22 protein-coding genes are annotated in these 25286 nt (G+C 67.1%); 8 read left to right on the top strand and 14 right to left on the bottom strand.

Annotated features, from left to right (window positions below; genetic code table 11):
* Positions 1-5 precede the first annotated feature (5 nt).
* The gene (locus ACFTOW_RS03080) at positions 6-1538 is read right to left on the bottom strand and encodes an acyl-CoA carboxylase subunit beta (protein WP_379912949.1); all 1533 of its coding nucleotides are present in this window, start codon (positions 1536-1538) and stop codon (positions 6-8) included.
* 169 nt (positions 1539-1707) lie between these two features.
* Here ACFTOW_RS03080 and ACFTOW_RS03085 point away from each other — a divergent pair, with 169 nt between their 5' ends.
* Positions 1708-2922 carry a multidrug effflux MFS transporter gene (locus ACFTOW_RS03085; protein ID WP_379912951.1) on the top strand — a complete coding sequence of 405 codons (1215 nt, stop codon included), beginning with the start codon at positions 1708-1710 and terminating at the stop codon, positions 2920-2922.
* Here the strand turns inward: ACFTOW_RS03085 and ACFTOW_RS03090 are convergent.
* Genes ACFTOW_RS03090 through ACFTOW_RS03100 form a run of 3 tightly spaced genes read right to left on the bottom strand, consistent with a single transcriptional unit; the run spans position 2919 to position 5757 of the window.
* Entirely contained in the window at positions 2919-3914 is a 996-nt protein-coding gene (locus tag ACFTOW_RS03090; RefSeq protein WP_379912953.1) for a YcjF family protein, read from the bottom strand. The genes ACFTOW_RS03085 and ACFTOW_RS03090 overlap by 4 nt on opposite strands.
* Positions 3911-4345, bottom strand: coding sequence for a GNAT family N-acetyltransferase (locus ACFTOW_RS03095; RefSeq protein ID WP_379912955.1), 435 nt, complete (start codon positions 4343-4345; stop codon positions 3911-3913). Before ACFTOW_RS03095 ends, ACFTOW_RS03090 begins: the two co-directional genes overlap by 4 nt.
* Positions 4342-5757 carry a YcjX family GTP-binding protein gene (locus tag ACFTOW_RS03100; protein ID WP_379912957.1) on the bottom strand — a complete coding sequence of 472 codons (1416 nt, stop codon included), beginning with the start codon at positions 5755-5757 and terminating at the stop codon, positions 4342-4344. The genes ACFTOW_RS03095 and ACFTOW_RS03100 overlap by 4 nt, the downstream gene beginning before the upstream one ends.
* Before the next feature lie 153 nt (positions 5758-5910).
* Between ACFTOW_RS03100 and ACFTOW_RS03105 the strand changes: the two genes are divergently transcribed.
* Entirely contained in the window at positions 5911-6942 is a 1032-nt protein-coding gene (locus ACFTOW_RS03105; RefSeq protein ID WP_379912959.1) for a hypothetical protein, read from the top strand.
* Between the two features lie 112 nt (positions 6943-7054).
* On the opposite strand, the gene ACFTOW_RS03110 is transcribed toward ACFTOW_RS03105, so the two are convergent.
* Positions 7055-7702 (bottom strand): SPOR domain-containing protein, encoded by a 648-nt coding sequence (locus ACFTOW_RS03110; protein WP_379912961.1) that lies wholly within the window; start codon positions 7700-7702, stop codon positions 7055-7057.
* Here ACFTOW_RS03110 and ACFTOW_RS03115 point away from each other — a divergent pair.
* Positions 7689-8357 carry a hypothetical protein gene (locus ACFTOW_RS03115; RefSeq protein ID WP_379912963.1) on the top strand — a complete coding sequence of 223 codons (669 nt, stop codon included), beginning with the start codon at positions 7689-7691 and terminating at the stop codon, positions 8355-8357. The two genes, ACFTOW_RS03110 and ACFTOW_RS03115, sit on opposite strands and share 14 nt — an antisense overlap.
* A 205-nt stretch (positions 8358-8562) precedes the next feature.
* Here ACFTOW_RS03115 and upp read toward each other — a convergent pair whose 3' ends face one another.
* Genes upp through ACFTOW_RS03140 form a run of 5 tightly spaced genes read right to left on the bottom strand, consistent with a single transcriptional unit; the run spans position 8563 to position 13203 of the window.
* Complete coding sequence (upp, locus tag ACFTOW_RS03120) at positions 8563-9195, bottom strand: uracil phosphoribosyltransferase (protein ID WP_379912965.1); 633 nt, start codon at positions 9193-9195, stop codon at positions 8563-8565.
* A 29-nt stretch (positions 9196-9224) separates the two neighbouring features.
* Positions 9225-10283 (bottom strand): adenosine deaminase, encoded by a 1059-nt coding sequence (locus tag ACFTOW_RS03125; RefSeq protein WP_379912967.1) that lies wholly within the window; start codon positions 10281-10283, stop codon positions 9225-9227.
* Positions 10280-11500, bottom strand: a complete 1221-nt coding sequence (locus ACFTOW_RS03130) for a phosphopentomutase (RefSeq protein ID WP_379912969.1) — start codon at positions 11498-11500, stop codon at positions 10280-10282. Before ACFTOW_RS03130 ends, ACFTOW_RS03125 begins: the two co-directional genes overlap by 4 nt.
* On the bottom strand, positions 11497-12804 hold the full coding sequence (locus tag ACFTOW_RS03135) for a thymidine phosphorylase (RefSeq protein ID WP_379912971.1): 1308 nt from the start codon (positions 12802-12804) through the stop codon (positions 11497-11499). Before ACFTOW_RS03135 ends, ACFTOW_RS03130 begins: the two co-directional genes overlap by 4 nt.
* A 6-nt stretch (positions 12805-12810) precedes the next feature.
* Positions 12811-13203, bottom strand: coding sequence for a cytidine deaminase (locus ACFTOW_RS03140; RefSeq protein WP_379912973.1), 393 nt, complete (start codon positions 13201-13203; stop codon positions 12811-12813).
* Positions 13204-13370: 167 nt separating this feature from the next.
* Here ACFTOW_RS03140 and ACFTOW_RS03145 point away from each other — a divergent pair, with 167 nt between their 5' ends.
* Together ACFTOW_RS03145 and ACFTOW_RS03150 are read left to right on the top strand one after the other, a co-directional pair.
* On the top strand, positions 13371-15650 hold the full coding sequence (locus ACFTOW_RS03145; RefSeq protein WP_379912975.1) for an NADP-dependent malic enzyme: 2280 nt from the start codon (positions 13371-13373) through the stop codon (positions 15648-15650).
* A gap of 504 nt (positions 15651-16154) precedes the next feature.
* Positions 16155-18050 carry a propionyl-CoA synthetase gene (locus tag ACFTOW_RS03150; RefSeq protein WP_379913256.1) on the top strand — a complete coding sequence of 632 codons (1896 nt, stop codon included), beginning with the start codon at positions 16155-16157 and terminating at the stop codon, positions 18048-18050.
* 214 nt (positions 18051-18264) lie between these two features.
* Here ACFTOW_RS03150 and ACFTOW_RS03155 read toward each other — a convergent pair whose 3' ends face one another.
* From ACFTOW_RS03155 to paaI, 4 genes are read right to left on the bottom strand one after another with little or no spacing between them, the layout of a single operon-like run.
* Positions 18265-18837, bottom strand: a complete 573-nt coding sequence (locus tag ACFTOW_RS03155) for a TetR/AcrR family transcriptional regulator (protein ID WP_379912977.1) — start codon at positions 18835-18837, stop codon at positions 18265-18267.
* Positions 18837-20147 carry a phenylacetate--CoA ligase PaaK gene (gene paaK, locus ACFTOW_RS03160; RefSeq protein ID WP_379912979.1) on the bottom strand — a complete coding sequence of 437 codons (1311 nt, stop codon included), beginning with the start codon at positions 20145-20147 and terminating at the stop codon, positions 18837-18839. The genes ACFTOW_RS03155 and paaK overlap by 1 nt, the downstream gene beginning before the upstream one ends.
* Positions 20147-21340 (bottom strand): 3-oxoadipyl-CoA thiolase, encoded by a 1194-nt coding sequence (gene pcaF / locus ACFTOW_RS03165; protein ID WP_379912981.1) that lies wholly within the window; start codon positions 21338-21340, stop codon positions 20147-20149. The genes paaK and pcaF overlap by 1 nt, the downstream gene beginning before the upstream one ends.
* Positions 21337-21771: a hydroxyphenylacetyl-CoA thioesterase PaaI gene (paaI, locus tag ACFTOW_RS03170; RefSeq protein WP_379912983.1), complete on the bottom strand. Its 435-nt coding sequence runs from the start codon at positions 21769-21771 to the stop codon at positions 21337-21339. Before paaI ends, pcaF begins: the two co-directional genes overlap by 4 nt.
* A gap of 118 nt (positions 21772-21889) precedes the next feature.
* Between paaI and paaZ the strand changes: the two genes are divergently transcribed.
* The 3 genes from paaZ (at position 21890) to ACFTOW_RS03185 (ending at position 25269) form a co-directional block, all read left to right on the top strand.
* Positions 21890-23902 (top strand): phenylacetic acid degradation bifunctional protein PaaZ, encoded by a 2013-nt coding sequence (paaZ, locus tag ACFTOW_RS03175; protein WP_379912985.1) that lies wholly within the window; start codon positions 21890-21892, stop codon positions 23900-23902.
* A gap of 191 nt (positions 23903-24093) precedes the next feature.
* Entirely contained in the window at positions 24094-24897 is an 804-nt protein-coding gene (locus tag ACFTOW_RS03180; protein ID WP_379912987.1) for a PaaX family transcriptional regulator C-terminal domain-containing protein, read from the top strand.
* A gap of 27 nt (positions 24898-24924) precedes the next feature.
* Positions 24925-25269 carry a DUF2794 domain-containing protein gene (locus ACFTOW_RS03185; RefSeq protein ID WP_379912989.1) on the top strand — a complete coding sequence of 115 codons (345 nt, stop codon included), beginning with the start codon at positions 24925-24927 and terminating at the stop codon, positions 25267-25269.
* The last annotated feature ends 17 nt before the right edge of the window (positions 25270-25286 follow it).

Raw genomic sequence — 25286 nt, forward strand, 5'->3', positions numbered from 1 at the left:
GCCCCTTACAGCGGGATGTTGTCGTGCTTCTTCCAGGGCATGTCCTGCTTTTTGTTGCGCAGCATGGCAAAGGCCCGCGCCACCCGCTTGCGGGTGCTGCGCGGCTGGATCACCTCGTCGATGAAACCGCGCTCGGCCGCCACGAAGGGGTTGGCAAAGGCATCCTCGTACTCCTTGGTGCGCTGCGCGATCTTGTCGGTATCACCCAATTCGCTGCGATACAGGATCTCGGTCGCGCCCTTGGCGCCCATCACCGCAATCTCCGAGGTCGGCCAGGCATAGTTCACATCGGCGCGCAGATGCTTGGACGCCATCACCACATAGGCCCCGCCATAGGCCTTGCGCGTGATCACCGTCACCTTGGGCACCGTCGCCTCGCCATAGGCGAACAGCAGCTTGGCCCCATGCTTGATCACGCCATCGTATTCCTGCTTGGTCCCGGGCAGGAACCCCGGCACATCCACCAGCGTCAGGATCGGAATCTCGAACGCGTCGCAGAACCGCACGAACCGGGCCGCCTTGCGCGCGCTGTCGATGTCCAGCACCCCGGCCAGCACCATCGGCTGGTTGGCCACGACGCCTACGGTCTGCCCCTCCATCCGGATGAAGCCGGTGATGATGTTCTTGGCGAACTCTTCCTGGATCTCGTAGAAATCGCCCTCGTCACCGATCTTCAGGATCAGCTCCTTCATGTCATAAGGCGAGTTGGGGTTTTCCGGCACCAGCGTATCAAGGCTTGTCTCGACCCGGTCGACATCGTCGAAGAACGGACGCACGGGCGGTTTTTCGCGGTTGTTGGCGGGCAGGAAATCGATCAGGCGGCGGACCTCGGCCAGGGCCTCGACATCGTTCTCGAACGCGCCGTCGGCCACGCTGCTTTTCCTGGTGTGGGTGCTGGCCCCGCCCAGCTCCTCGGCGGTTACGTGCTCGTTGGTCACGGTCTTGACCACGTCAGGCCCGGTCACGAACATATAGCTGCTGTCCTTGACCATGAAGATGAAGTCGGTCATCGCCGGAGAGTAGACCGCGCCACCCGCACAGGGCCCCATGATCAGGCTGATCTGCGGGACCACGCCGCTGGCCATGATGTTGCGCTGGAACACGTCGCCATAGCCTGCAAGGCTGTCCACGCCTTCCTGGATACGCGCGCCGCCGCTGTCATTGATCCCGATCACCGGCGCGCCGTTCTGCATCGCCATGTCCATGATCTTGCAGATCTTCTTGGCATGGGTGGCCGACACCGAGCCGCCCAGAACGGTAAAGTCCTGGCTGAACACATAGACCAGCCGCCCGTTGATCGTGCCCCAGCCGGTCACCACCCCGTCGCCATAGGGCCGGTTTTCCTCCATCCCGAAATCGATGCAGCGATGCGCGACAAACATGTCGTATTCTTCAAAGCTGCCCTCATCGACCAGCAGATCGATCCGTTCGCGCGCGGTCAGCTTGCCCTTGTCGTGCTGCGAGGCGATGCGGCTCTCGCCGCCCCCCAGACGCGCGGCATTGCGACGGTTTTCCAGTTCCAGCAGGATGTCTTTCATGGCGGTCCCCTTCCGTTTGAGCGGGTTATAATGTTGCGCGGGCATGGCGCAAAGGAAAATCGGGCAAATTTGCAAACCGTGTGAAACAAATTCATCGCAAAGTGCAAACCTGCAAATAACCCAGCGGCAAATATGGACACCCCGACGCCCCGGGCATACCCATACCTGCATGAGTGACGTTCAACCGGTGCGCTATCTCGACCGCAGCACGCCCCCGCATATCTCGACCCTGATCCTGCTGGCCGGTATTTCCGCGCTCAGCATGAACATATTCCTGCCCTCTCTACCCGGAATGACGGCCTATTTCGACACCGAATACCGGCTGATGCAGTTGTCGGTGGCGATTTACCTGGCGATGAACGCGCTGCTGCAGGTGGTGGTCGGCCCGATTTCCGACCGATTTGGCCGTCGCCCGATCATTCTGTGGGGCCTTGGCCTGTATCTGGTGGCGACGCTGGGCTGCATCCTTGCCCCCAATGTCACGGTTTTCCTGATATTCCGGATGGTGCAGGCGGTCGTGGCCGTGGCGATGGTGCTGTCGCGCGCCGTGGTGCGCGACATGTTCACCCAGGATCGCGCGGCCTCGATGATCGGCTACGTCACGATGGGCATGGCCGTGGTGCCGATGATCGGCCCAGCTCTCGGTGGCGTTCTGGAAGAGCTGTTCGACTGGCATGCGAATTTCTGGATGCTGTTCTTTGCCGGGCTTTTGGTGTTCTGGATCACCTGGCGCGATCTGGGCGAGACGGCAATCCCCTCGGGCAACACGCTGGGCCAGCAGTTCCGCGAATACCCCGAGTTGCTGACCAGCCCGCGCTTCTGGGGCTACTGCCTTGCGGCAGCCTTTGGATCGGGGGCGTTCTTTGCCTATCTGGGCGGCGCGCCTTTCGTGGCCTCGAACGTGTTCAACCTTGGGCCCGCGCAGATGGGCCTCTACTTCGCGGCCCCGTCCATCGGGTATTTCCTGGGCAACTGGTTCACCGGGGCCTATGCGGCGCGTGTTGGCGTCAACAACATGGTGCTCTGGGGCACGCTGATCGCGTCGGCGGGCATGGCGCTGTCGCTGGTGTCGTCCTATTCCGGGTTCTCCAGCCCGCTCAGCTTTTTCGGGTTCATGTCGGTGGTGGGCGTGGGCAATGGCATGGTGATTTCCAACGCCACCGCGGGCATGCTGTCGGTGCGCCCGCATCTGGCGGGCACGGCATCCGGCCTTGGTGGCGCGATCATGATCGGCGGTGGCGCGGGCCTGTCGGCCCTTGCCGGGGCGCTGCTCGTGCCCGGCGCCGGAGAGTTTCCGCTGATCTGGATCATGTTCATCACATCCGTTCTGGCCGTGGCCTCGATCATCGCGGTGATCCGGCGCGAGCGTCGGCTGGGCCTTTAGGACGTTCCGAACAGCCCCGTCAGCGCACGCTTGACCGTGCCCGAGACCGAGGGCCGCGATCCGCGTGAGAACGGCAGCGGGCGGCAGACCTCCATCGCGGCGATGCCCACCCGCGCGGTCAGCGCGCCGTTCACGATCCCCTCGCCGAACCGGCGCGACAGCTTGGCCAGCACGTTGCCCCCCGCGATCGAGCCGATCATGTCATCGCCCACCGCAACGGCCCCCGTGGCCACCAGATGCGTCATCACCGCCCGCGTCAGCCGCCAACTGCCCAGCACACCCGACCGACCACCATATATTTCGGCAATCCGACGGATCATCCGCAAATTCGATGTCAGCGCCGCCACCACATCCGCCAGCGCCAGCGGCACCAGCGCCGTGACCATCGCCACCTGCCGGGCTGCGGCCTCGACCTCGGCGCGCGCCAGCGCGTCCAGCGGGGCCAGCATCTCGGACTCGGTCAGAGAAAACAGCGCCACGACATCAAACTGCTCGTCCCGCCGGCCGGAAAACCGCGTGCGGTTCCAATCCAGTTCCGACCTGTTGGCATAGAGGGTTTCCAGCTCGGCCACCACAGCACGCGCCTTGGGCAGCGCCTCTTCGGCCAATGCCGCCTCGGCCCGGCCCTGCAGCTTGTCCATCCGCGACAGGCGCGAAAACGCCGCCAGTTCGCGCACAATCGCCACCAGCGAGACCAGCACCAGCGCGCCGATCAAGGCCGTCACCGCATACCCCAGAACAGGAATACGCGCGATCAGCCCGGTGGCGAAATCCCACGCCGCGACGGATACGACCGCCCCCAGCACCGCCAGCGCCAGCCCCCAGAACCAGCGCGCCAGCCGCGAGGGACGGCGCGCGCCAAGGGTCGCCACGGTCTGCATCGCGCGGCCCTGCGGCGCGGGCATGCCCGGATCGGGCACCGGGGGGGCGGCATCGGGGCCGGGGGCGGTATCGTCGCCGTCCAGATCGATCAGAACAGGACCGTTGGTCATGCAACCTCCTCTTTTTGCCAGGCCAGATGGATGTCGGGCAGACCCTTGTCATTGCCCAGCCCCGCTCCGCGCGCCACCTCGACGAAGCCATGGGTGGCATAGAACCGCCGCGCGGCAGTGTTGTCCTGAAGCGTCCACAGTTCAAGCTGTGGCTGATGAGCCTTGGCATCGGTCAGCAACGCGCTGCCATTCCCCTGCCCTTGCACACGCGGATGCACATAAAGCGCCAGCACCACAGACCCCTGCCGCGCCATGAAACCGACCGGGCCGCGCGCGTCCGCAATCACCCGCACGGCCCCCTGACGGATCAGCCGCACCATCAGCGCGGCATCGCTGTGGCGGGGGCGGTCGGTGCTGCCCTCATGCGCCCAAAGGATGCGCAACAGCCATGGCACATGCCACAGCCGGGCGGGGCGCGCGCCTCTGGTCACAGACGATCCCCGAACAGGAACTGCGCCGCCCGGTCCAGCCGGATATGCGGCGGCCCCTCGCCCGGCTTCAGGGTCAGCCGCGCAGGCGCAAAGCGCATGATCTGGTAATCCGCCTCAAGCCACCTGTCAGCCCCGTCGCGAGCGGGTGACAACAGGCGGTTGGGGTCTTCGGGCAGCGCACCGGGATAGAACGCCGCGCGCTTGCCTGTGTCCAGCAGCGTGCCGCGCACGCAATCCAGGTCGCGCCCCTCGTGGGTAATGGTATCCTCGGTCGTGGCGCGCAGGGCGGCGATGGACATGGCCTGCGTCTTGGCCCCGGCAAAGTCCGCACGCGATCGGGCGTCGCGGGTCAGCGCCTCCATGATCGCGGTCAGGCGGGCGTGCTGGGTGTGATGCAGATGGTCCGCCTTGGTCGCGGCAAACAGGATCTTTTCCACCCGCTTGCCCAGCAAGAGCTGGCTGAGGAACGCGTTTCGGCCGGGGCGGAACGCAGACAGGATGTCAGCCATGGCAAGGCGCATGTCCTCGACCGCCCTGGGGCCGGCGTTGATCGCCCCCAGCGCATCCACCAGCACCACCTGCCGGTCGATCTTGGCGAAATGCTCGCGGAAGAAGGGTTTGACCACCTGTGCCTTGTATGCCTCGAACCGACGCGCCATCTCGCGCGTCAGCGACTTGCGCGGGGCGTCGCCGGCCTGCGGCAGCGGCGCAAATGTGATCGCCGGGCTGCCCGCCAGATCGCCGGGCAGCAGGAACCGCCCCGGCGTGCAGTCATAGAACCCCGCCGCGCGCGCTGCATGCAGGTAGGCGGTGAAACTGTCGGCCAGGCCGCGCGCGGTGGGTTCGTCATGCGCCGCCGTGCCATCGGTGGCCTGCGCGCGCGCCATGAACTCGGCGGCCTGCGGGCGCGATGCGATGCGGGTCAGAACCTCGTCCGACCACTGGGCATAGGTCTTGTCCAGCAGCGCCAGATCCAGCAGCCATTCGCCGGGGTAATCCACGATATCCAGATGCACGGTGCGCGGCCCCTGCAAGCCGCCCAGCAGCCCGGTGGGACGCACCCGCAGCGACAGGCGCAGTTCGGACACCGCGCGCGTGCTGTCAGGCCAGCGGGGGGCGTCGGCGGTCAGCGCGGCGTAATGCGTCTCGTAATCGAACCTTGGCACGGTATCATCGGGCTGCGGTTGCAGGAACGCCGCAGCGATCCGCCCATCGGCGGCGGCCACCAGTTGCGGCATGCGCCCGCGGTCCAGCATATTGGCCACCAGCGAAGTGATGAACACCGTCTTGCCCGACCGCGCCAGCCCGGTCACACCCAGCCGGATCACCGGTTCAAAAAACGCGCCCGACACGCTGTCGCCGATGCCTTCGACCGTGCGCGCAATGCCGTCGGCTATGCTGGAAATCACCAAACCCTGCCCCTTTGCCCTTTGTCGCCAAGATAGTCGCCAAAGCACGGCATTGCCAGTGGGGGCAAACCTGCCATACGCCCCATCGCCACGGGCGTTGCCCCTGCTTTGCCGCACGTGCTATCGTGTATCCAGAGGCAGAGCAGGCCCGCGCACATGACAGCACTGAAGCAATACCAGCGGATCGAGGCGACCGGGCTGTGGCGCGCCACCGCCCAGGCCCAGCGGCGTGAGGTCGTGGTATCCATCGGCGATGCCACGCTGGTGATTTCCGACATGCAGGACAGGCCACTGGCGCACTGGTCGCTGGCGGCGGTCGAACGTGCCAACCCCGGCGAGCTGCCGGCGCTGTTCAACCCCGACGGCGATCCGGACGAGACGCTTGAACTGGGCGCGGACGCTCCCGAGATGATCGCGGCCATAGAAAAGCTGCGCGACGCGATCGAGCGCGGCCGCCCGCATCCCGGCCGCCTGCGGCTGGTGATGCTGGCCCTGTCGGCGGCAGCGGTGGCGGCTGTTGCGGTCTTCTGGCTGCCCGAGGCGCTGCGCGAACACGCCGTCAAGGTCGTGCCCGACAGCAAGCGCGCCGATATCGGTGCCGCGCTGGCCGGTCAGATGCAGCGCGTCACCGGCCCGGTCTGCGCCGATCCGCAGGGCATGGCGGCGCTGCGGCGGCTGGCCGCGCGGCTGCCCGGGCCGGATGGCAGGGTGCCCGACCTTCAGGTCGTGCGCGACGGGGTGCGCGATGCGTTGGCCCTGCCCGGCGGGCGCATCCTGCTGCGCGCCCGCCTGATCGAGGATCACGACAGCGCCGATGTGCTGGCGGGCCATATCATCGCCGCACAAGAGCGCGCGGCGCTGTCCGATCCGCTGGACCGCCTGTTGCGCGCGGGGGGAACGCGCACCTCGTTCCGCCTGCTGACGACGGGCATGGTGTCCGACGACAGCCTGCAACACCATGCCGAGACCCTGCCCGCATCGCCGCCCGTGGTGGTGCCCGATGACCAGTTGCTGGCGGCGTTCGAGCGGGCGGGCGTGCGTGCCAGCCCCTATGCCTATGCCGTGGATGCAACCGGCGAAACCACCCTGCCGTTGATCGAGGCGGACCCCTTTGCCATGGCCCCCGACACGCGCGTGCTGCTGGATGACAACGACTGGCTGCGCCTGCAATCGATCTGCGGGAGCTGACGACGGGTGCCAGTTGGCAGGCCTGTCGGGCCGTTTGCCGCAAATCACGCACGCGCAACGAAAAAGACCCGCACATCTCTGCGCGGGTCCGATCATGCGGTTGTCTTTGAACCTATCGCCGGGTGAACGCGCTTCCAAAGCCGGCGCGCCGCGCCGCGTGCAGCGCATTGCCCAGATCCTGCGGCGTGCTGTAGGGGCCGGCCAGCAGAACCCGCGCCGTGCCGCCGTTGCTGTGCAGCGTGCCCATGCGCACCACCAGCCCGGCACGGCCTAGCCGGGCGGCGTCGCGACGCGCCTCGGCATCCGACCCGTAGCGGCCGACCTGAACATACCGATGGCTGACCGCCACGCGCACGGCCTCGCTGGTGGCAGACTGAGCTGCACGCGGGGCCGAGCGAGTTGAGACAGTGGGCTGTGGCGCGACTGCGCGGCCTTGGGTCGACAGGTACCCGCGCGGCTGAACCGCCGATGCCTGCTGCTGCTGTTCCATTGACGTGTAGGGATAGACCAGGTCGGGGTTGAATGCGGTCACATCCAGGCCCGTCGAAATATCGATCAGGCGACGCGGAGACTCGCGGGTCCAGCGCAGGTCCATCTGGCGCTTGCCCGCCAGTGTCTGGTGCGCGCGATAGGGGTTCAGGCGGTCATCCTCCCACACAAGGCGATAGCCGGGGGGAACACGCCCCACATCGGCGGCCTGCGCCTGCATCTTGGCCACATGCAAGGGCGCGACGCGGGTGGTGGACGTGATCCGCACCATTTGCGGGGCCCTGCGGGTATCGCTGCTGGCACGATCCGCTGCTGGCACGCCGGCCATCAAGCGGGCGGTGCCCGGCACGGGGCTGGCCGACTGCGGGCCGCAGCGCACGCCTTCGCCCCGCATGTACTGCGCGCTGACGGACGAGGCCCAGCGGCAACCGCCCGATCCGGCCGCGACGCGGTTCACGGCAGGGGCGCGGGTTTGGGCGGATTTCCGTGCGGGCACGGCAATCTGCCGGGCTTGTGGTGCCGCGGGGCGCATCACGCGCGGAGCCGGGGCGCTGGCCACCGCCACGCGACGGGGCTGCGGGGTGGCGGATTGCACCGGTTGCGCCGCAGGGGCCGCGACACGCCGCGGGGTTGGGGCCGGGGACGGAGCGGGGGCCGCCTCGCGCGGCGCTGCCGGGCGGCTTGTGCTGGGTTCCGGTGTCGGGGCGGGGTCAGAGGCCGCACTGCGCGGCATGTCAGACGGTGGTGGCAGCACCACCGGGTCCGGGGACGACGCGGCCTGCCTGCTCTGGTCGGGCGCGCTGGCCACGTTGGTCGGCTGCGCGTTGCAGATATGCTCCCGACCGCTGTTCATGCGCGGCACCCAGGACACCGCACCGTCGATCCCGGCCCGGATGTATACGCAGCCCCGGCTGTCGACATATTGACTGCCGGTATAGGACGACGGCGGAAACTCGGCCGGGGTCGCAGTCCTGATCGACTGCGCATGCGCGGCGCCCAGCCCGATGTGACCCATTAGAATGGCAGCAGAAAGAACCCTTAACCTGATCATATGCGCCCCCACGCGGTTGTTAGGCATCAGATTGCATGGTTTGCGCCTCTGAGTAAAGACCGGCGACGATGCAACCCCCTTTATTTCGTGCCGAACATGCGGTCACCCGCATCCCCTAGTCCCGGCACGATATATCCCTTGTCGTTCAGCCGCTCATCCAGCGCCGCGGTGATGATGCGCACATCCGGGTGCGCGGACTTCATCCGCGCCACGCCTTCGGGGGCGGCCAGCAGGCACATGAAGCGGATGTCGGTGCAGCCCGCCTGCTTGACCAGATCGACCGCTGCCGCCGAGGAGTTGCCAGTGGCCAGCATCGGATCGACCACCAGAGCCACGCGGTCGTTCATCCCCTCGGGCAGCTTGCTGTAATACTGCACGGGTTGCAGCGTCGCCTCGTCCCGATAAAGGCCGACGAAGCCCACCCGCGCCAGCGGGATGCAATCCAGCACCCCGTCCAGCATGCCGTTGCCCGCCCGCAGAATACTGATCAGCGCCAGCTTCTTGCCCTTGAGCGTCGGGGCTTCCATCTCGGTCATCGGGGTTTCGATGGTCTTGGTGGTCAGCGGCAAATCGGCGGTGATCTCATAGGCCAGAAACTGACTGATCTCGCGCAGAAGCTGGCGAAACACCGCTGTCGGCGTGGTCTTGTCGCGCATCAGGGTCAGCTTGTGCTGCACCAGAGGGTGAGTGACGACGGTCAGGTGATCTGTCATGGCCGGGCTCCTGTGGGGTCTGGCGGGGTTTAGCGCAGCAGGTCGGGGTTGAAAACGTCGGTTTTCATGCGATCCGGCGAAAATCGCGCTGCAAGCGCCGGATGCCCAGCCGCCAGGCGCTCTTTCAGCGTGTCTCTGGTCACGTCATCGCAAAACGCAGCACGCAGCGCAGTGGATGTGATATCTGCAAAATCCTCCTCGCCCCAACCAAACGCAAGCTCAAGCGCAGCAAACTCGTCCGTCATGGTGGTGTGAAAGAACGGCGGATCGTCAGTGTTCACCGTCACCCTGACGCCCGCCCGCCGCAGCCGGTCGATCGGATGGGCGCGCATGTCGGGGTAAAGCCCGAGCGCAAGGTTGGAGCCCGGACACAGTTCCAGCACCACACCGCTGGCGGCCAGACGATCCATCAGCGCGGGGTCCTCAACGACGCGCACACCGTGCCCGATGCGGTCCACCCGCAGATCGTCGAGCGCCTGCCGCACCGAGTCCGCCCCGCAGAACTCGCCCGCATGGGTGGTCAGGCCCAGCCCCGCCTCGCGTGCGCAGTCGAAGGCCCAGGCGAAATCGCCCTGACGGCCCATCGTCTCGTTCCCGCCCATGCCGAAACCGACGATCCCCTGCCCGGCTGTTTCCGCGGCACACCGCGCCGCCGCGCGCGACCTGTAGGGACCGAAATGCCGCACGCAGGTAACGACGCCGCGCCAGACGATGCCATGCGCGGCCTCGGCCTGTGCTGCCGCCTCGGTCATCGCGTGCAGGTATTCACGCCAGGCCGACACATCGCCGCCACCGCAGAAATCGGGGCTGACAAAGGTCTCGGCATAGATCACGCCGTGACCGGCCAGCCGCGCCAGTATCTCGGCGGTCAGGCGCGCGTAATCATCGGGGCTGCCCAGCACGCTGGCCGCGGCCTCGTACACCCGCAGGAAGTCGGGGAAATCGTCAAAGGCATAGCTGCCGCTGTCATCGAAAATGCCCGACAGGTTCACCGATTTCTCCTGCGCCAGACGGCGGATGAACTCCGGCGGGGCCGCGCCTTCGTGGTGCAGGTGCAGCTCGATCTTTGGGAAATCCTGCCATGTCATAGGAAACTCTTCCCCGGTCCTTGCGCGGGCACGCCCAGATGCGCGGCGACACTGGCGGCCACATCGGCAAACCCCACCTGCCCCACCGCCCGCGCGCCCAGACCTGCGCCCAGACCTGCGCCCAGAACCGGGACACGCTCGCGCGTGTGATCGGTGCCGGGCCAAGTGGGGTCGTTGCCATGATCGGCGGTGATCAGCAGCAGATCGCCGGGCCGCAGCCGGGCGATCAGCGCGCCCAGTCGCGCATCCGCCCACTCCAGATGCCGGGCATAGCCCGACACGTCGCGGCGGTGGCCATAAAGGCTGTCGAATTCGACCAGATTGGCAAAGGTCAGGCTGCCGTCCCCGGCGCGCTCCACCAGCGCGTCCAGATGATCCATCAGGGCCGCATCGCTGCCCTTGACCACATCCGATATGCCGAGCATCGAGAATATGTCACCGATCTTGCCCACCGCATGGACCGCGCGCCCGGCGTCCTGCACCCAGTCGCACAGGGTGGGCGCAGGCGGCGGGGCCGCGAAATCGCGACGGTTGGCAGTGCGCATGAACGCCCCCGGCTCGCCCACGAAAGGGCGGGCAATCACCCGGCCCACGCCCATGTCGTGCAGCATGGGCGCCACGTCGGCACACAGGCGCAGAAGCCGGTCCAGACCGAACGCCGCCTCGTGCGCGGCGATCTGGAAAACGCTGTCGGCAGAGGTATAGCAGATCGGCCAGCCGGTGCGCAGATGCGCAGGCCCCAGACGGGTCACGATCTCGGTCCCGCTGGCGTGGCAATCGCCAAGGATGCCCCCGGTGCCGGCCGCGCGCGCCACCGCCGCCGACAGATCGGCGGGAAAGGCAGGTTGCGTGTCGGGGAAATAATGCCATGCGCGCGACAACGGCACACCCGCCAGTTCCCAATGGCCGGTAGGGGTGTCCTTGCCCGGGCTGGCCTCGGTCGCGGCCCCCCACAGGCCCTGTGGCATGGCACCCAACCCCGGCGCATCTGCCCCGCTGGCCAGCCGGATCGCCGCGCCAAGGCCCAGTGCGTCCAGCACCGGCAGGCGCAACGGCCCGCTGCGCCCGTCCTCGGCCCGGCCTGCCGCACAGGCCTGCGCGATGTGCAGCAGCGTGTTGGCCCCGGTATCGGGCAGGCTGCCGTTGAAGAAGTCGGCAGCATCCGGTGCGCCGCCGATGCCCACAGAGTCGAGTACGACCAGAAAAGCCCGGGTCATATGCCCACCCGTTCGATCACCAAAGGCGGCAGCGCGGGCGTGTCATCGCCCAGCGTGATGGCCGCCTGCACCGCGCGCAACGCGGCGTCGGCGGCATCCTCGCGGGCGGCATGGATGCGGACCAGCGGCTGGCCCTTGTCCACCCGGTCCCCAAGCGACACGACATCCGACAGGCCGACTGCCGGGTCCACCGTGTCCGTCTCGACCTGCCGCCCGCCGCCAAGTCCCACAACCGCCAGACCCAGCGCCTGACCATCCATCGCGGTGACGTATCCGGCGCGGGGGGCGGGCACCTCGCGGATCACCGGCGCCTCGGGCAGGAACCGCGCCCAGTTGTCGACAAAGGCCAGCGGCCCGCCCTGCGCGGCCACCATGCGGGCGAACACCTCGGCCGCGCGGCCCGTGTCGATGGCGCGGGCCACCTGCGCCGCACCTGCACCGGCATCCTGCGCCAGCCCGCCCTGCACCAGCGCCGCGCCGCCAAGGGCCACGCTCAGATCATGCAGCCGACCGCGCGCCGCGCCGGTCAGCACGCGCATGGCCGACGCCACCTCCAGCGCGTTGCCCAGATCGGGGGCCAGCGGCTGCGACATATCGGTGATCAGCGCGGCGGTAGGGCAGCCCGCATCAACCGCCGTGTCCACCAGTGCGCGCGCCAGGGATCGCGCCTCCTTGGCTGTTTTCATGAACGCGCCCGAGCCGGTCTTTACGTCCAGCACCAGCCCACCCAGACCCGCCGCCAGTTTCTTCGACAGGATCGAGGCGGTGATCAGGTCCAGGCTTTCGACCGTCGCCGTCACGTCGCGCACCGCATAAAGCCGCTTGTCGGCAGGCGCGATCCGTGCACTGGCCGCCACGATGGCGCAGCCCGCCTGATCCACGACCGAGCGCAAGCGCGCCTCGTCCAGCGTGGTCGTGAAACCCGGTATCGCCTCAAGCTTGTCGAGCGTGCCGCCGGTGTGGCCCAAGCCGCGCCCCGAGATCATCGGCACCGCAGCACCGCAGGCGGCCAGCGCAGGGGCCAGCACCAGAGACACGCAATCGCCCACGCCGCCGGTGGAATGCTTGTCGATCACCGGGCGATCCAGATCCCAACGCAGCACATCGCCCGAATCCCGCATCGCCAGTGTCAGCGCCACCCGCCCCTGCTGATCCAGCCCGGTCAGCAGCACCGCCATGGCAAAGGCCCCGGCCTGCGCATCGCTGATGCCGCCGTCTGCCAGTCCTTGCGTGAACCAGCGCAGGGCGTCCGCCCCGACCGGCTGGCCGTCGCGTATGCGGGCGATGATGGCGCGGGCATCCATCGGCGCTCAGGCGCGGTCCATGTGATCGCGCGCAAAGGCCCCGGGCAGCAGTTCGGCCACGGTCACCGTCACCTCCGGCCCGTCCACCGTGGCCATGCGCACGGTCACGTCGCCGCGCGCAAACTCGGCCAGTTTCTGTCGGCACCCGCCGCAGGGGGTGACCGGCGTGGGGCTGTCGGCGATCACGCAGACCTCGATGATCTCGGTCTCGCCGGCCGCGACCATGGCGGCAATCGCGCCGGCCTCGGCGCAGGTGCCTTCGGGATAGGCCACGTTCTCGACGTTGCAGCCGACATGGACCATGCCCGAGGGCGTGCGCAGCGCGGCACCCACCTTGAAGCGCGAATAGGGCACATAGGCGTTTTCACGTACCGCGCGGGCGGCATCCAGCAAGCTCATGTCGTGTCCTCCGATCAGGGGCATGCGCGGCGGGTTTTTCCACGGCGACCACGCAATCCTGTCGCAGCGCCGTGGCACATGCAATATACCATCACAGGGGCCGACCCCGCAATTTCCCTTGCGTCAGGGGATAGTTGAACACTAAACCATCTCTTAAGGAGGCCCCCATGTCAGATACGCCCAAAGACCTGCTGCGCGAGGCGGCGCTGTTCTATCACGAACACCCCAAGCCCGGAAAACTGGAAATCCGCGCGACCAAGCCGATGGCCAATGGCCGCGATCTGGCCCGCGCCTATTCCCCCGGCGTGGCCGAGGCCTGCACCGAAATCGTGGCCGATCCGACGAACGCCGCCCGCTATACCGCGCGCGGCAATCTGGTGGCGGTGGTGACCAACGGCACCGCCGTTCTGGGGCTGGGCAACATCGGCGCGCTGGCCTCCAAGCCGGTGATGGAGGGCAAGGCCGTCCTGTTCAAGAAATTCGCCGGGATCGACTGTTTCGACATCGAACTGAACGAACCCGACCCGGTAAAGCTGGCCGAGATCGTCTGCGCGCTGGAGCCCACGTTCGGTGCGATCAATCTTGAGGACATCAAGGCCCCCGACTGCTTCATCGTCGAAAAGATCTGCCGCGAGCGGATGAACATCCCGGTGTTCCATGACGACCAGCACGGCACCGCCATCGTGGTGGGGGCGGCGGCGCGCAACGCGCTGCTGGTGGCCGACAAGAAGACCGAGGACATCAAGGTCGTGTCGACCGGCGGCGGCGCGGCCGGCATCGCCTGCCTGAACATGCTGCTGAAACTTGGGCTGCGGCGCGAGAACGTCTGGCTGTGCGACATTCACGGGCTGGTCTACAAGGGCCGCGATGTGGACATGACCCAGCAAAAGGCCGAATTCGCGCAGGAGACCGACCTGCGCACCCTAGAGGAGGTGATCGACGGGGCCGACCTGTTCCTGGGCCTGTCCGGCCCGCGCGTCCTGAGCCGCGAGATGGTGGCGAAAATGGCCAGCCGCCCGATCATCTTCGCGCTGGCCAACCCGACGCCCGAGATCCTGCCCGACGAGGTGCGCGAGGTCGCCCCCGACGCCATCATCGCCACGGGACGCAGCGATTTTCCCAATCAGGTCAACAATGTGCTGTGCTTTCCGTTCATCTTTCGCGGGGCGCTGGACGTGGGCGCGACCGAGATCAACGACGCCATGCAGATCGCCTGCATCGACGGGATCGCGGAACTTGCCCGCGCCACCACCAGCGCCGAGGCCGCCGCCGCCTATCGTGGCGAGCAGCTGACCTTCGGGGCCGATTACCTGATCCCCAAGCCGTTCGACCCGCGCCTGTCGGGCATCGTCTCCACCGCCGTGGCCCGCGCCGCGATGGACACCGGCGTGGCCACCCGGCCGATCACCGATTTCGCCGCCTACAGACAGCGCCTGAATGCCAGCGTCTTCAAATCCGCGCTGCTCATGCGCCCGGTGTTCGAGGCCGCCGCCACCGCCGCGCGCCGCATCGTCTTTGCCGAGGGTGAAGACGAACGCGTGTTGCGCGCAGCGCAGGCGATACTCGAAGAAACCACCGAGCAGCCCATACTGATCGGTCGTCCCGACGTCATCGCGCGCCGCTGCGAACGCTATGGGCTGACCATCCGGCCCGGGCGCGACGTGCAGATCGTGAACCCCCAGAACGACCCGCGCTACCGCGACTACTGGGGCACCTATCACGAGCTGATGGCCCGGCGCGGCGTCACCCCCGATCTGGCCCGCGCGATCATGCGCACGAATACAACCGCCATCGGTGCCATCATGGTGCAGCGGGGCGAGGCCGACAGCCTGTTGTGTGGCACCTTCGGGGAATACCGCTGGCACCTGAACTATGTCACCCAGGTGCTGGGCCATGGCCAGATGCGCCCGCATGGCGCGCTGTCGATGATGATCCTCGAAGACGGGCCGCTGTTCATCGGCGACACCCATGTCTATTCGCGCCCGACGCCCGAGAACCTGGCCGAGATCGCCATCGGGGCCGCCCGGCATGTGCGCCGCTTTGGCCTGTCGCCCAATGTCGCGCTGTGTTCGCAAAGCCAATTCGGCAATCAGGCCGAAGGGTCCGGACAGCGCCTGCGCGACGCCATCGCCATCCTGGACTCTGCCCCGCGCGATTTCGCCTACGAGGGCGAGATGAACGTCGATGCGGCACTCGACCCGGACCTGCGCGAGCGTCTTTTGCCCGGAAACCGCATGCAGGGTGCCGCCAATGTGCTGATTTTCGGCCACGCCGATGCCGCATCGGGCGTGCGCAACATCCTCAAGATGAAGGCAGGCGGGCTTGAGGTCGGGCCGATCCTGATGGGCATGGGCAACCGCGCCCATGTCGTCACCCCAGGCATCACCGCACGCGGATTGCTGAACATGGCCGCCATCGCCGGAACGCCTGTGGCGCATTACGGTTGAGGATGTGGCGTCGCCGGACGGGACAATCCCGGCGACGCCCGACGTGACGAACGGGATTACTTCTTGGTGGGTTTGGCGCCGGGTTTGCTCGGCTTTTTCTTGGTGTCGCCCATGGCAACGGCCCTTCCTGAGGCAAGGGGTGCCACACCGCGCGGCACCCTGTGGATGAAGTTACCATCTGCCGCGCGCCTGCTCTGATGCGATTTCGACATGGGCCATGTCGAAAACGGACGCAGGTGCGACTCTGCCAATCCCGTCCAAGACGGATTTGCAGAGATCCGGTTTGCGACTTTGCTGATCGTGCGAAACTTCGCAGCCAGCCGTTGCGATTGATACGATTTGCAAAAATTTGCAGGGCTCCGACCACCATATCTGCAAATTTTCTGCAACCAACTGGCCGATCGTGCGGGATCGGGCTTGCCCTTACGGCACCCTGTAACCTATCCCGAATGCCAGACCGCGCAGGCACAAAACCGCCGCGCCGAGGGACGGAGGACCATGACGATGACCACCTACAACGACGTTTACAAAAGCTGGCAGAACGACCCCGAAGCCTTCTGGATGGAGCAGGCCCGGAACATCGACTGGGACCAGATGCCCTCGAAGGCGCTGTTCGACCTCGGGAACGATCTGTACGAATGGTACAGCGACGGCAAGGTCAACACCTGCTGGAACGCGGTGGACCGCCATGTCGAGCAGGGCCGCGGCAGCCAGGTCGCAATTATCCATGACAGCCCGATCACCGGCACCGTGCGCAAGATCACCTATGCAGAACTGCGCAACCGCGTGGCGACCCTGGCCGGTGCCCTGCGCGCCAAGGGCATCGAAAAGGGCGACCGCGTCATCATCTACATGCCCATGGTCCCAGAGGCGATCGAGGCGATGCTGGCCTGCGGGCGCATCGGTGCCGTCCATTCGGTCGTGTTCGGCGGGTTTGCCGCGCATGAACTGGCCGTGCGGATCGACGACGCCAAACCCAAGGCAATGATCGCCGCCTCCTGCGGGCTGGAGCCGGGGCGCGTGGTGCATTACAAACCATTGCTGGACGGCGCGATCGAGCAGGCCAGCCACATGCCCGAATTCTGCGTGATCTTCCAGCGCGAACAGGAGGTGGCCAAGCTGATCCCGGGCCGCGATGTCGACTGGCACGCCTTTCAATACGGCGTCGAACCGGCCGAATGCCTGCCGGTCGAGGGCAACCACCCCGCCTATGTGCTTTATACCAGCGGCACCACCGGCGCGCCCAAGGGCGTGGTGCGGCACACTGGCGGGCATCTGGTGGCGCTGAACTGGAGCATGAAGCACATCTACAACGTCGACCCGGGCGAGGTGTTCTGGGCTGCCTCGGATGTCGGCTGGGTCGTTGGGCACAGCTATATCTGCTACGCGCCGCTGATCCACGGCAACACCACCGTCGTGTTCGAGGGCAAGCCGGTCGGCACCCCCGATGCGGGCACCTTCTGGCGGGTGATCGCGGATCACGATGTCAAATCCTTCTTCACCGCCCCCACCGCCTTTCGCGCGGTGAAACGCGAGGACCCGCAAGGCGATTTCATCCGCAAATACGACCTGTCTGGCCTGCGCGCGGTCTATCTGGCGGGCGAACGCGCCGACCCCGACACGATCAACTGGGCGTCCCGGATGCTGGACAAGCCGATCTATGATCACTGGTGGCAGACCGAAACCGGCTGGACCATCGCGGGCATGCCCGCCGGGATCGAGGCCCTGCCGGTCAAGGTCGGCAGCCCCACCGTGCCGATGCCGGGCTATGACGTGCAGATACTGGACGAGGCGGGACACCCGGTGCCGCCGAACACGCTGGGCGCCATCGCCATCAAGCTGCCCCTGCCCCCCGGCACCCTGCCGACTCTGTGGAACGCCGAAGACCGGTTTCGCAAATCCTACCTGGCGCATTTCCCCGGCTATTACGAGACGGGCGATGCCGGCATGGTGGATGAAGATGGCTATCTGTACATCATGGCGCGCACCGATGACGTGATCAACGTGGCCGGGCACCGCCTGTCCACGGGTGCCATGGAAGAGGTGCTGGCCAACCACCCCGACGTGGCCGAATGCGCCGTTGTCGGCGTGGCGGACGAGCTCAAGGGCCAAAGCCCGGTGGGCTTCGTCTGCCTGACCTCGGGCGTGAACCGCCCGCATGAGGAGATCGCCCGCGAATGCGTCGCCATGATCCGCGACCAGATCGGCCCGGTCGCCGCCTTCAAGCAGGCCGTGGTGGTCGACCGCCTGCCCAAGACCCGCTCGGGCAAGATCCTGCGTGCAACCATGGTCAAGATCGCCGATGGCGAAGAGTTCAAGATGCCCGCCACAATAGACGATCCGGCAATACTGGATGAAATCGCCGAGGCGCTGAAAACGCTGGGCTATCCCAGGGGCTGACCGGCGCGCAGTTGCCATCGGCAGGACCGGGGGGCCAGCCCCCCGGACCCCCCGGGATATTTGAAGAGAGAGGAACGGAAAGAGTTTCCCGGTTTCCTCTCTCCGAAAACATCCCGGGGGAGGCACGCCGCCGGCGCGACGGGGGCAGCGCCCCCGACACCCGAGGCCCGGAACGGGCAGAGATGCAACGCGTCGCGCAAGCGACACCGCAGGATCATGTCAGGTTTCGCAACCCGCCCCGCACGAAATCCCCCGCAAGCCGGGCGTATTCGGCCCGGCTCAGCCCCTTGCCGGAGCGGTGCCACATGTAGAACCAGTTCAGGATGCCGAAAACCGTCATGGTTGCCGCGCGCAGCCGGTTGGGCGTCAGGCCCGGTGCCTCGGCGGCGACGGCATCTGACATCATCGCGACCAGCCGCCTTTGATGTGCGATCAGCGGCGCCTGCTTGTCCACAGGCAGCACGGTCAGCGCGTCCAGCTGCAACTTGTGTTCGGCGTCCGCATCTTCATACGCCCCGAGAATGGCCGCGATCAGCCCGGTGATCCCGTCGCCGCGCGCAGCCTCGACCACCGCGACCAGCGCGCCCAGATGGTCGTCCAGGATGTCGAACAGAAGTTCCTCTTTAGATGGATAGTAGTGATAGATCAGGGCCTTGGACACACCACAGGATTTCGCGGCCCCGGTCATGCTGGCGCGGTCGAACCCGTGGCGCGCGAAATAGCGCGCCGCCCCATGGCGCAGGGCGGCGCGTTTCTCGTCATGGTCGCGGGCCAGCCCCCGGGCCATTACGCCTCCTTGGGCCGGGTGTCGATCAGGCGCACCGCCTTGCCCTCGGACCGCGCCACCTGCCCGCGCGCGGCCACGTTCACCCGCGCGCTGATGCCGACGTTCGACTTGATCCTGCCCGCCAGGTCGCGCGCCGCCGCCTCGCGCGCGTCCTCGGGTGTGCCCTCGGCCAGTTCCACATGCACGGTCATCACATCCATCCGCTCGGGTCGGGACAGTTCGATCTGGAAATGCGGGGCCAGCGTGGTCACGGTCATCAATTGCTCCTCGATCTGCGTCGGGAAGACGTTGACGCCGCGCAGGATGATCATGTCGTCGCTGCGCCCGGTGATCTTTTCCATTCGCCGCATGCTGCGTGCCGTGCCGGGCAGCAGCCGGGTCAGGTCGCGGGTGCGATAGCGGATGATCGGAAAGCCCTCCTTGGTCAGCGAGGTGAATACCAGCTCGCCCAGTTCGCCATCGGGCAGCACCGCGCCGGTGGTCGGGTCGATCACCTCGGGGTAGAAGTGATCCTCCCAAACATGCAGCCCGTCCTTGGTTTCCACGCATTCGTTGGCCACGCCCGGGCCGATTACCTCGGACAGGCCATAGATATCGACGGCATGCATATCAAAAGCAGCCTCGATCTCTTGCCGCATGGCGTTGGTCCAGGGCTCGGCCCCGAAAATGCCCACCTTCAGCGGACTTTCCCGCGGATCGCGCCCCTGGGCCGCGTATTCGTCAAGAATCGACAGCGCATAGGATGGCGTCACCGTGATGCCATCCGCGCCGAAATCCTCGATCAGGCGCACCTGTCTCTGGGTCATCCCGCCCGAGACCGGCACGCAGGTCACGCCCAGCCGCTCGGCCCCGCCATGGATGCCCAGACCCCCGGTGAACAGCCCGTAGCCATAGGCGTTGTGCAGCACGTCGCCGCGCCGCAGCCCCGAGGCCCGCAGGCAGCGCGCCACCACATCGGCCCACATCGACAGATCGTTGGCTGTATAGCCCACCACCGTCGGCTGACCCGTGGTGCCCGACGAGGCATGCAGCCGCGCAATCTGGTCGCGCGGGACGGCGAACATGCCGAACGGGTAATTGTCGCGCAGGTCCTGCTTTACCGTGAAGGGAAACTTCGCCAGATCGGAAAGACTGCGCAGGTCGTCGGGATGCACCCCCGCCGCATCAAACTGCGCGCGGTAGAACGGCACGTTGTCATAGGCATGGCGCAGCGACCATTTCATCCGAGACAGTTGCAGGGCGGCAATCTCGTCCCGGCTGGCGGTCTCGATCGGCTCCAGATCGCCGGGACGGGGCGACAGGTCTTTCATCACACCGCCTCCATCAGCAGGGCGATGCCCTGCCCCACACCGATGCACATGGTGCAGATCGCGCGTTTGGCGCCGTGATCCGACAGGCTGATCGAATTGGTGATCGCCAGCCGTGCGCCCGACATGCCCAGCGGATGCCCCAGCGCGATCGCGCCGCCATGCGGGTTCACGTGGTCGGCGTCATCGGGCAGGCCAAGCTGGCGCATCGTGGCCAACCCTTGTGCGGCAAACGCCTCGTTCAGCTCGACAAAGTCGATGTCGGTGATTTTTAGGTCATGCCGGTCCAGCAGGGCCTGCGTGGCCGGGGCCGGGCCGATGCCCATGATGCGTGGCGGCACGCCAACAGTGGCCATCGAGGTGATGCGCGCGCGCGGGGTCAGGCCGAATTTCTCGACCGCTTCGCGGGAGGCGATGATCACCGCCGCCGCGCCATCGTTGACCCCGCTGGCATTGCCTGCCGTCACGCTGCCGCCCTCGCGGAAGGGGGCGGGCAGTTTGCCCAGCTTTTCCAGCGTCGTGGCGCGCGGGTGTTCATCGGTATCCACCACCAGCGGATCGCCCTTGCGTTGCGGGATCGTCACCGGCTTGATCTCGCGCGCCAGCCGCCCGTTGTCGATGGCTGCGGCCGCGCGGTCCTGACTGCGCAGGGCGAACTTGTCCTGATCCTCGCGGCTGATGTTGAAATCCTCGGCCACGTTTTCAGCCGTTTCGGGCATGGAGTCGGTTCCGAACTGCTTGTGCATGGCGCGGTTGACAAAGCGCCAGCCAATCGTCGTGTCATAGATCTCGGCCTGGCGAGAGAACGCGGCATCGGCCTTGGGCATCACCAGTGGCGCGCGCGACATCGATTCCACGCCGCCTGCAATGATCACCTCGGCCTCGCCGGTCTTGACCGCGCGCGCCGCCTGCCCCACGGCATCCAGCCCCGAACCGCACAGCCGGTTGATCGTGGCGCCCGGCACACCCTCGCCCAAGCCCGCCAGCAGCACGGCCATGCGCGCGACGTTGCGGTTGTCCTCGCCCGCCTGGTTGGCGCAGCCGATCAGGCATTCGTCGATGTGCAGCCCCTCGAACGGGGCCACAAGATCGCGGATCACCCCGGCCAGCAGATCATCGGGCCGCACGGTTGCCAATGCCCCGCCGTATCGCCCGATGGGCGTGCGCCAGCCGTCGCAGATGAATGCCTCTCTCATGTCTCGTCCTCCTGAAAATGTTGTCCTGACACCTGCCGTGACAGGCCGCGAAACAGCGCCACCTTGCGCCCGTCCTCGCCGGTCACCACCACGTCGTAGACACCCGTGCGCCCGGTCAGGCTGACCTCGGTCGCGGTTGCGGTCAGACGCTCGCCACCTTGGCCGGGGGCCAGAAAGGTGATGGTGTTTTCCTGCGCCACCACCAGATTGTTGTGGCTGTTGCAGGCAAAGGCAAAGGCGCTGTCGGCAAGCGTGAAGATATAGCCGCCGTGACAGATGCCGTGGCCGTTCAGGTGATGATCCTGAATCTGCATAGACATCACCGCGCGGCCCGGTCCGATCTGGTCGATCCGCGCGCCCAGCCATTTGCTGGCCCGGTCATCGGCCCACATCGCCTGCGCCGACCGCTCGGCGCGTTCCTCTGGGGTCATGTCCGCCCCTCCTCCCTGATCCTTGGCGGGAGCCTGCACAAAACCGACCGCACGGTCAAGAGTATTGCGATTGCCCGTCTTTTCCGGCATCGTGGCGCAAAACCGGGAGGGACAAAAGATGCTGAAACCCGAAAGCTATGCCTGCGGGCAATGGATCGCGCCGGGCGCGGATGCACAGACCATCATCGGCCCCGTCAGCGCGCAGCCGATTGCGCAGGCAGGCGGCGCGGCGCTGGATTTCGGTGCGATGCTGGACTGGGCCAGGGCGCACGGCGGCCCGGCCCTGCGCGCCATGACGTTTCACCAGCGGGCCAAGATGCTCAAGGCGCTGGCAGGCTACCTGGATGCGCGCAAGGAAGAGCTGTATGCCATCAACCCCCTGACCGGCGCGACCCGCCGCGACGGCTGGGTCGATATCGACGGCGGCATCGGCACGATGTTCCTGTTCGCAGCCAAGGGCCGGCGCGAAATGCCCGACGGGCATGTCTATATCGACGGCGAGGTCGAACAGCTTGGCCGCAAGGGCGGCTTTCTGGGGCAACATATCGCAGTGCCGCTGCAAGGCGCGGCGGTGCATATCAACGCCTTCAACTTTCCGGTCTGGGGGATGCTGGAGAAACTGGCCCCGGCGCTGCTGGCCGGTGTGCCCTGCATCGTCAAACCGGCGACGCAGACCTGCTACCTGACCGAGGCGTGTTTCCGCATGATCATCGAGTCGGGGCTGCTGCCGGACGGCGCGGTGCAACTGGTGATCGGGCGTACCGGGGATTTGCTGGACCGGCTGGGCGCGCAGGACGCGGTCGCCTTTACCGGATCGGCGGATACCGCGCTGCTGCTGCGAGGCAACCAGAACCTGCTGCGCCATTCGGTGCGGTTCACCAGCGAGCAGGACAGCCTGAATGCCGCGATCCTTGGCCCGGATGCCGACGCGGGAGGCCCCGAGTTCGACCTGTTTGTGACCGAGGCGGTGACCGAGATCACCACCAAGGCGGGCCAGAAATGCACCGCCATGCGCCGCCTGATCGTGCCGCAGGCGCGGCTGGACGATGTGGCCCAGGCGCTGTCGGCCAGGCTGGCCGAGGTGACCGTGGGCGACCCTGCCGACGCCGCGATGCGCATGGGCGCGCTGGCCAGTCACGCCGCGCGCGACGATGTGCTGGACCGGCTGGCGCGGTTGAAGGCCGAGGCGCGCGTGCTCTGCGGCGACACCGCCCCCGATCTGCCGGGGGCCTTCCTGAACCCGACGCTGCTGACCTGCGACGATCCCGACGCCGCAAGCGCGGTGCACGAGATCGAGGCGTTCGGCCCGGTCGCCACCCTGCTGCCCTGTCGCGACACCGCCCATGCTGCGCAGTTGGCCAATGCGAGCGGCGGGTCGCTGGTGGCATCGCTGTTCACCAAAGATGCAGGCGTGGCGCGCGACGTGACGCTGGCCAGTGCCGCGCATCACGGGCGGCTGTACATCATGAACCGCACCGCCGCCCCCGAGGCCACGGGCCACGGCAGCCCCCTGCCCCACATGATCCACGGCGGCCCGGGCCGCGCGGGCGGCGGCGAGGAACTGGGCGGCATCCGGGGCGTGCTGCATTACATGCAGCGCACGGCCATTCAGGGCAGCCCCGACATGCTGAGCGCCATTACCGAAACGTGGATCAAGGGCAGCGCCGAGGTGACGGGCCCCGACCATCCGTTCCAGCGCACCTTCCGCGAGATTGCGATCGGCGAGACGATCCACACGCCCGCACGCACCGTCACTCTGGAGGATATCGAACATTTCGCCCGGTTCACCGGCGACACCTTCTATGCCCATATGGATGACGAGGCCGCGCGCGCCAATCCGTTCTTTCCCGGGCGCGTGGCGCATGGCTATCTGCTGCTGAGTTTTGCCGCAGGCCTGTTCGTGCAGCCCGATCCGGGGCCGGTTCTGGCCAATACCGGGCTGAACGCGCTGAGTTTTCAGAAACCCGTGTCGCCCGGCGACAGCATCGCGGTGCGCCTGACCTGCAAACGCAAGACCGCCCGCACCGACAGCTATGGCGAGGTGGCCTGGAACGCGACCCTGACCAATCAGGAGGGCGCGCAGGTGGCGGAATACGAGTTGCTGACCATGGTGGCCTATGACCGGGCCTGAGTGACCCGAATGTGTCGCTTGCGCGACGCTTGGTATCTCGGCCCCGATGGGGCCTCGGGGATGGGGGCGCTGCCCCCGTCCGCGCAGGCGCGGACTCCCCCGGAGTTTACCGGGCAAGATGAAGCAGGGGACGCGACAGGGCAGCCAACGCGGCGGCTTTTCTATGGGTCTGCAAGGGGGTAACAAGGGTCATGGACCCGCTTGCCCCCCTGATCGATACCCTGCATGCCGATGGCCGGTTGCGCGTCTGGTCGCTGGTGATCACCGTTTTCGGTGACAGCGTGCAATTGCGCGGCGGGCGCGTGACCTCGGCCCGGCTGGGTCGTTTGCTGGGCCGGATCGGCGTGGAGCCGGGGGCTCTGCGGACTGCCCTGTCGCGGCTGGCCCGCGATGGCTGGGTCGACAGCACGCGCGAAGGGCGATTGAGCCACTACCGGCTGACCGCCGGTGGCAAGGCGCGGTTCACCGATGCCACCAGCCGGATCTATGCCGTGCCGCGCGGGCCGGTGGCGGAGTGGGCGCTGAGCCTCGATGACGGTGCCGACGATACGGCGTTGCATCTGGGCGGGCTGGCCCTGCGCCCCGCGGATGCACCGGCACCGCGCGCACGGTTCCGCATGACCGGTCGTATCGCGGCGCTGGCCCCCGATCTGGTTGTCGCGGATGTGCTGACGGCTGATCACGCGTCGGCGCTGGACACCTTGCGGGTTGATTTGGCGGCACTGACGGCGGTGCATGACCCGCTGGATGCCGCCGCCGCGCGCACCCTGCTGATCCATCGCTGGCGGCGGATCGTGCTGCGCCATCCCGAGCTATGCGCGCCCCTGCTGCCCTCCGGCTGGCCGGACGCCCCACGTGCCGCCGTGGCCCGCGCCTGGCATGCCCTGACGCCGCAGGCCGAAAGCTGGTGGGACAGGGTCGGGCCCGATCTGCCGCCGATGCCACCCGCCGATCCGGCGCTGTGGGGCCGCTTTGGCGGCAGGGGGCTTGATTAATCGCGGGCTTGGCGCAACTGTGGAGACATGACAGTTCAGACCCCCCCGCCCATTCCCTATCGGCCCACGCCAGAACATGTGGCCTTTGACAGGCGCGAACTGGGGGTGATACTGGGCCTGTACGGGCGCATGGTGGCAGCAGGCGAGTGGCGCGATTACGGCATTTCGCACCTGCGCGAGGTGGCGGTGTTTTCCGTTTTCCGCCGCACCGCGGAGCATCCGGTCTATCGCATCGAAAAGCGCCCCAGGCTGCGTCAGCGGCAGGGGCAATACGCCGTGGTCGGCATGGACGGTCAGATACTCAAGCGCGGGCATGAACTGCCCACGGTTCTGCGTGTGCTGGAGCGCAAGCTGATCCGCGTGGTTGACTGATCCTGCGGCAAGCCGCG

Source organism: Lacimonas salitolerans (assembly GCF_042677865.1).
GTDB classification, from domain to species: Bacteria; Pseudomonadota; Alphaproteobacteria; order Rhodobacterales; family Rhodobacteraceae; genus Lutimaribacter; species Lutimaribacter salitolerans.

Bases quoted from the DNA above. Each gene is read 5' to 3' on its own strand.
- ACFTOW_RS03080 (WP_379912949.1), bottom strand. From the start codon at position 1,538: ATGAAAGACATCCTGCTGGAACTGGAAAACCGTCGCAATGCCGCGCGT.
- ACFTOW_RS03085 (WP_379912951.1), top strand. From the start codon at position 1,708: ATGAGTGACGTTCAACCGGTGCGCTATCTCGACCGCAGCACGCCCCCG.
- ACFTOW_RS03090 (WP_379912953.1), bottom strand. From the start codon at position 3,914: ATGACCAACGGTCCTGTTCTGATCGATCTGGACGGCGACGATACCGCC.
- ACFTOW_RS03105 (WP_379912959.1), top strand. From the start codon at position 5,911: ATGACAGCACTGAAGCAATACCAGCGGATCGAGGCGACCGGGCTGTGG.
- ACFTOW_RS03110 (WP_379912961.1), bottom strand. From the start codon at position 7,702: ATGGTGCGGATCACGTCCACCACCCGCGTCGCGCCCTTGCATGTGGCC.
- upp (WP_379912965.1), bottom strand. From the start codon at position 9,195: ATGACAGATCACCTGACCGTCGTCACTCACCCTCTGGTGCAGCACAAG.
- ACFTOW_RS03125 (WP_379912967.1), bottom strand. From the start codon at position 10,283: ATGACATGGCAGGATTTCCCAAAGATCGAGCTGCACCTGCACCACGAA.
- ACFTOW_RS03130 (WP_379912969.1), bottom strand. From the start codon at position 11,500: ATGACCCGGGCTTTTCTGGTCGTACTCGACTCTGTGGGCATCGGCGGC.
- ACFTOW_RS03135 (WP_379912971.1), bottom strand. From the start codon at position 12,804: ATGGATGCCCGCGCCATCATCGCCCGCATACGCGACGGCCAGCCGGTC.
- ACFTOW_RS03140 (WP_379912973.1), bottom strand. From the start codon at position 13,203: ATGAGCTTGCTGGATGCCGCCCGCGCGGTACGTGAAAACGCCTATGTG.
- ACFTOW_RS03145 (WP_379912975.1), top strand. From the start codon at position 13,371: ATGTCAGATACGCCCAAAGACCTGCTGCGCGAGGCGGCGCTGTTCTAT.
- ACFTOW_RS03150 (WP_379913256.1), top strand. From the start codon at position 16,155: ATGACCACCTACAACGACGTTTACAAAAGCTGGCAGAACGACCCCGAA.
- ACFTOW_RS03155 (WP_379912977.1), bottom strand. From the start codon at position 18,837: ATGGCCCGGGGGCTGGCCCGCGACCATGACGAGAAACGCGCCGCCCTG.
- paaK (WP_379912979.1), bottom strand. From the start codon at position 20,147: ATGAAAGACCTGTCGCCCCGTCCCGGCGATCTGGAGCCGATCGAGACC.
- pcaF (WP_379912981.1), bottom strand. From the start codon at position 21,340: ATGAGAGAGGCATTCATCTGCGACGGCTGGCGCACGCCCATCGGGCGA.
- paaI (WP_379912983.1), bottom strand. From the start codon at position 21,771: ATGACCCCAGAGGAACGCGCCGAGCGGTCGGCGCAGGCGATGTGGGCC.
- paaZ (WP_379912985.1), top strand. From the start codon at position 21,890: ATGCTGAAACCCGAAAGCTATGCCTGCGGGCAATGGATCGCGCCGGGC.
- ACFTOW_RS03180 (WP_379912987.1), top strand. From the start codon at position 24,094: ATGGACCCGCTTGCCCCCCTGATCGATACCCTGCATGCCGATGGCCGG.
- ACFTOW_RS03185 (WP_379912989.1), top strand. From the start codon at position 24,925: ATGACAGTTCAGACCCCCCCGCCCATTCCCTATCGGCCCACGCCAGAA.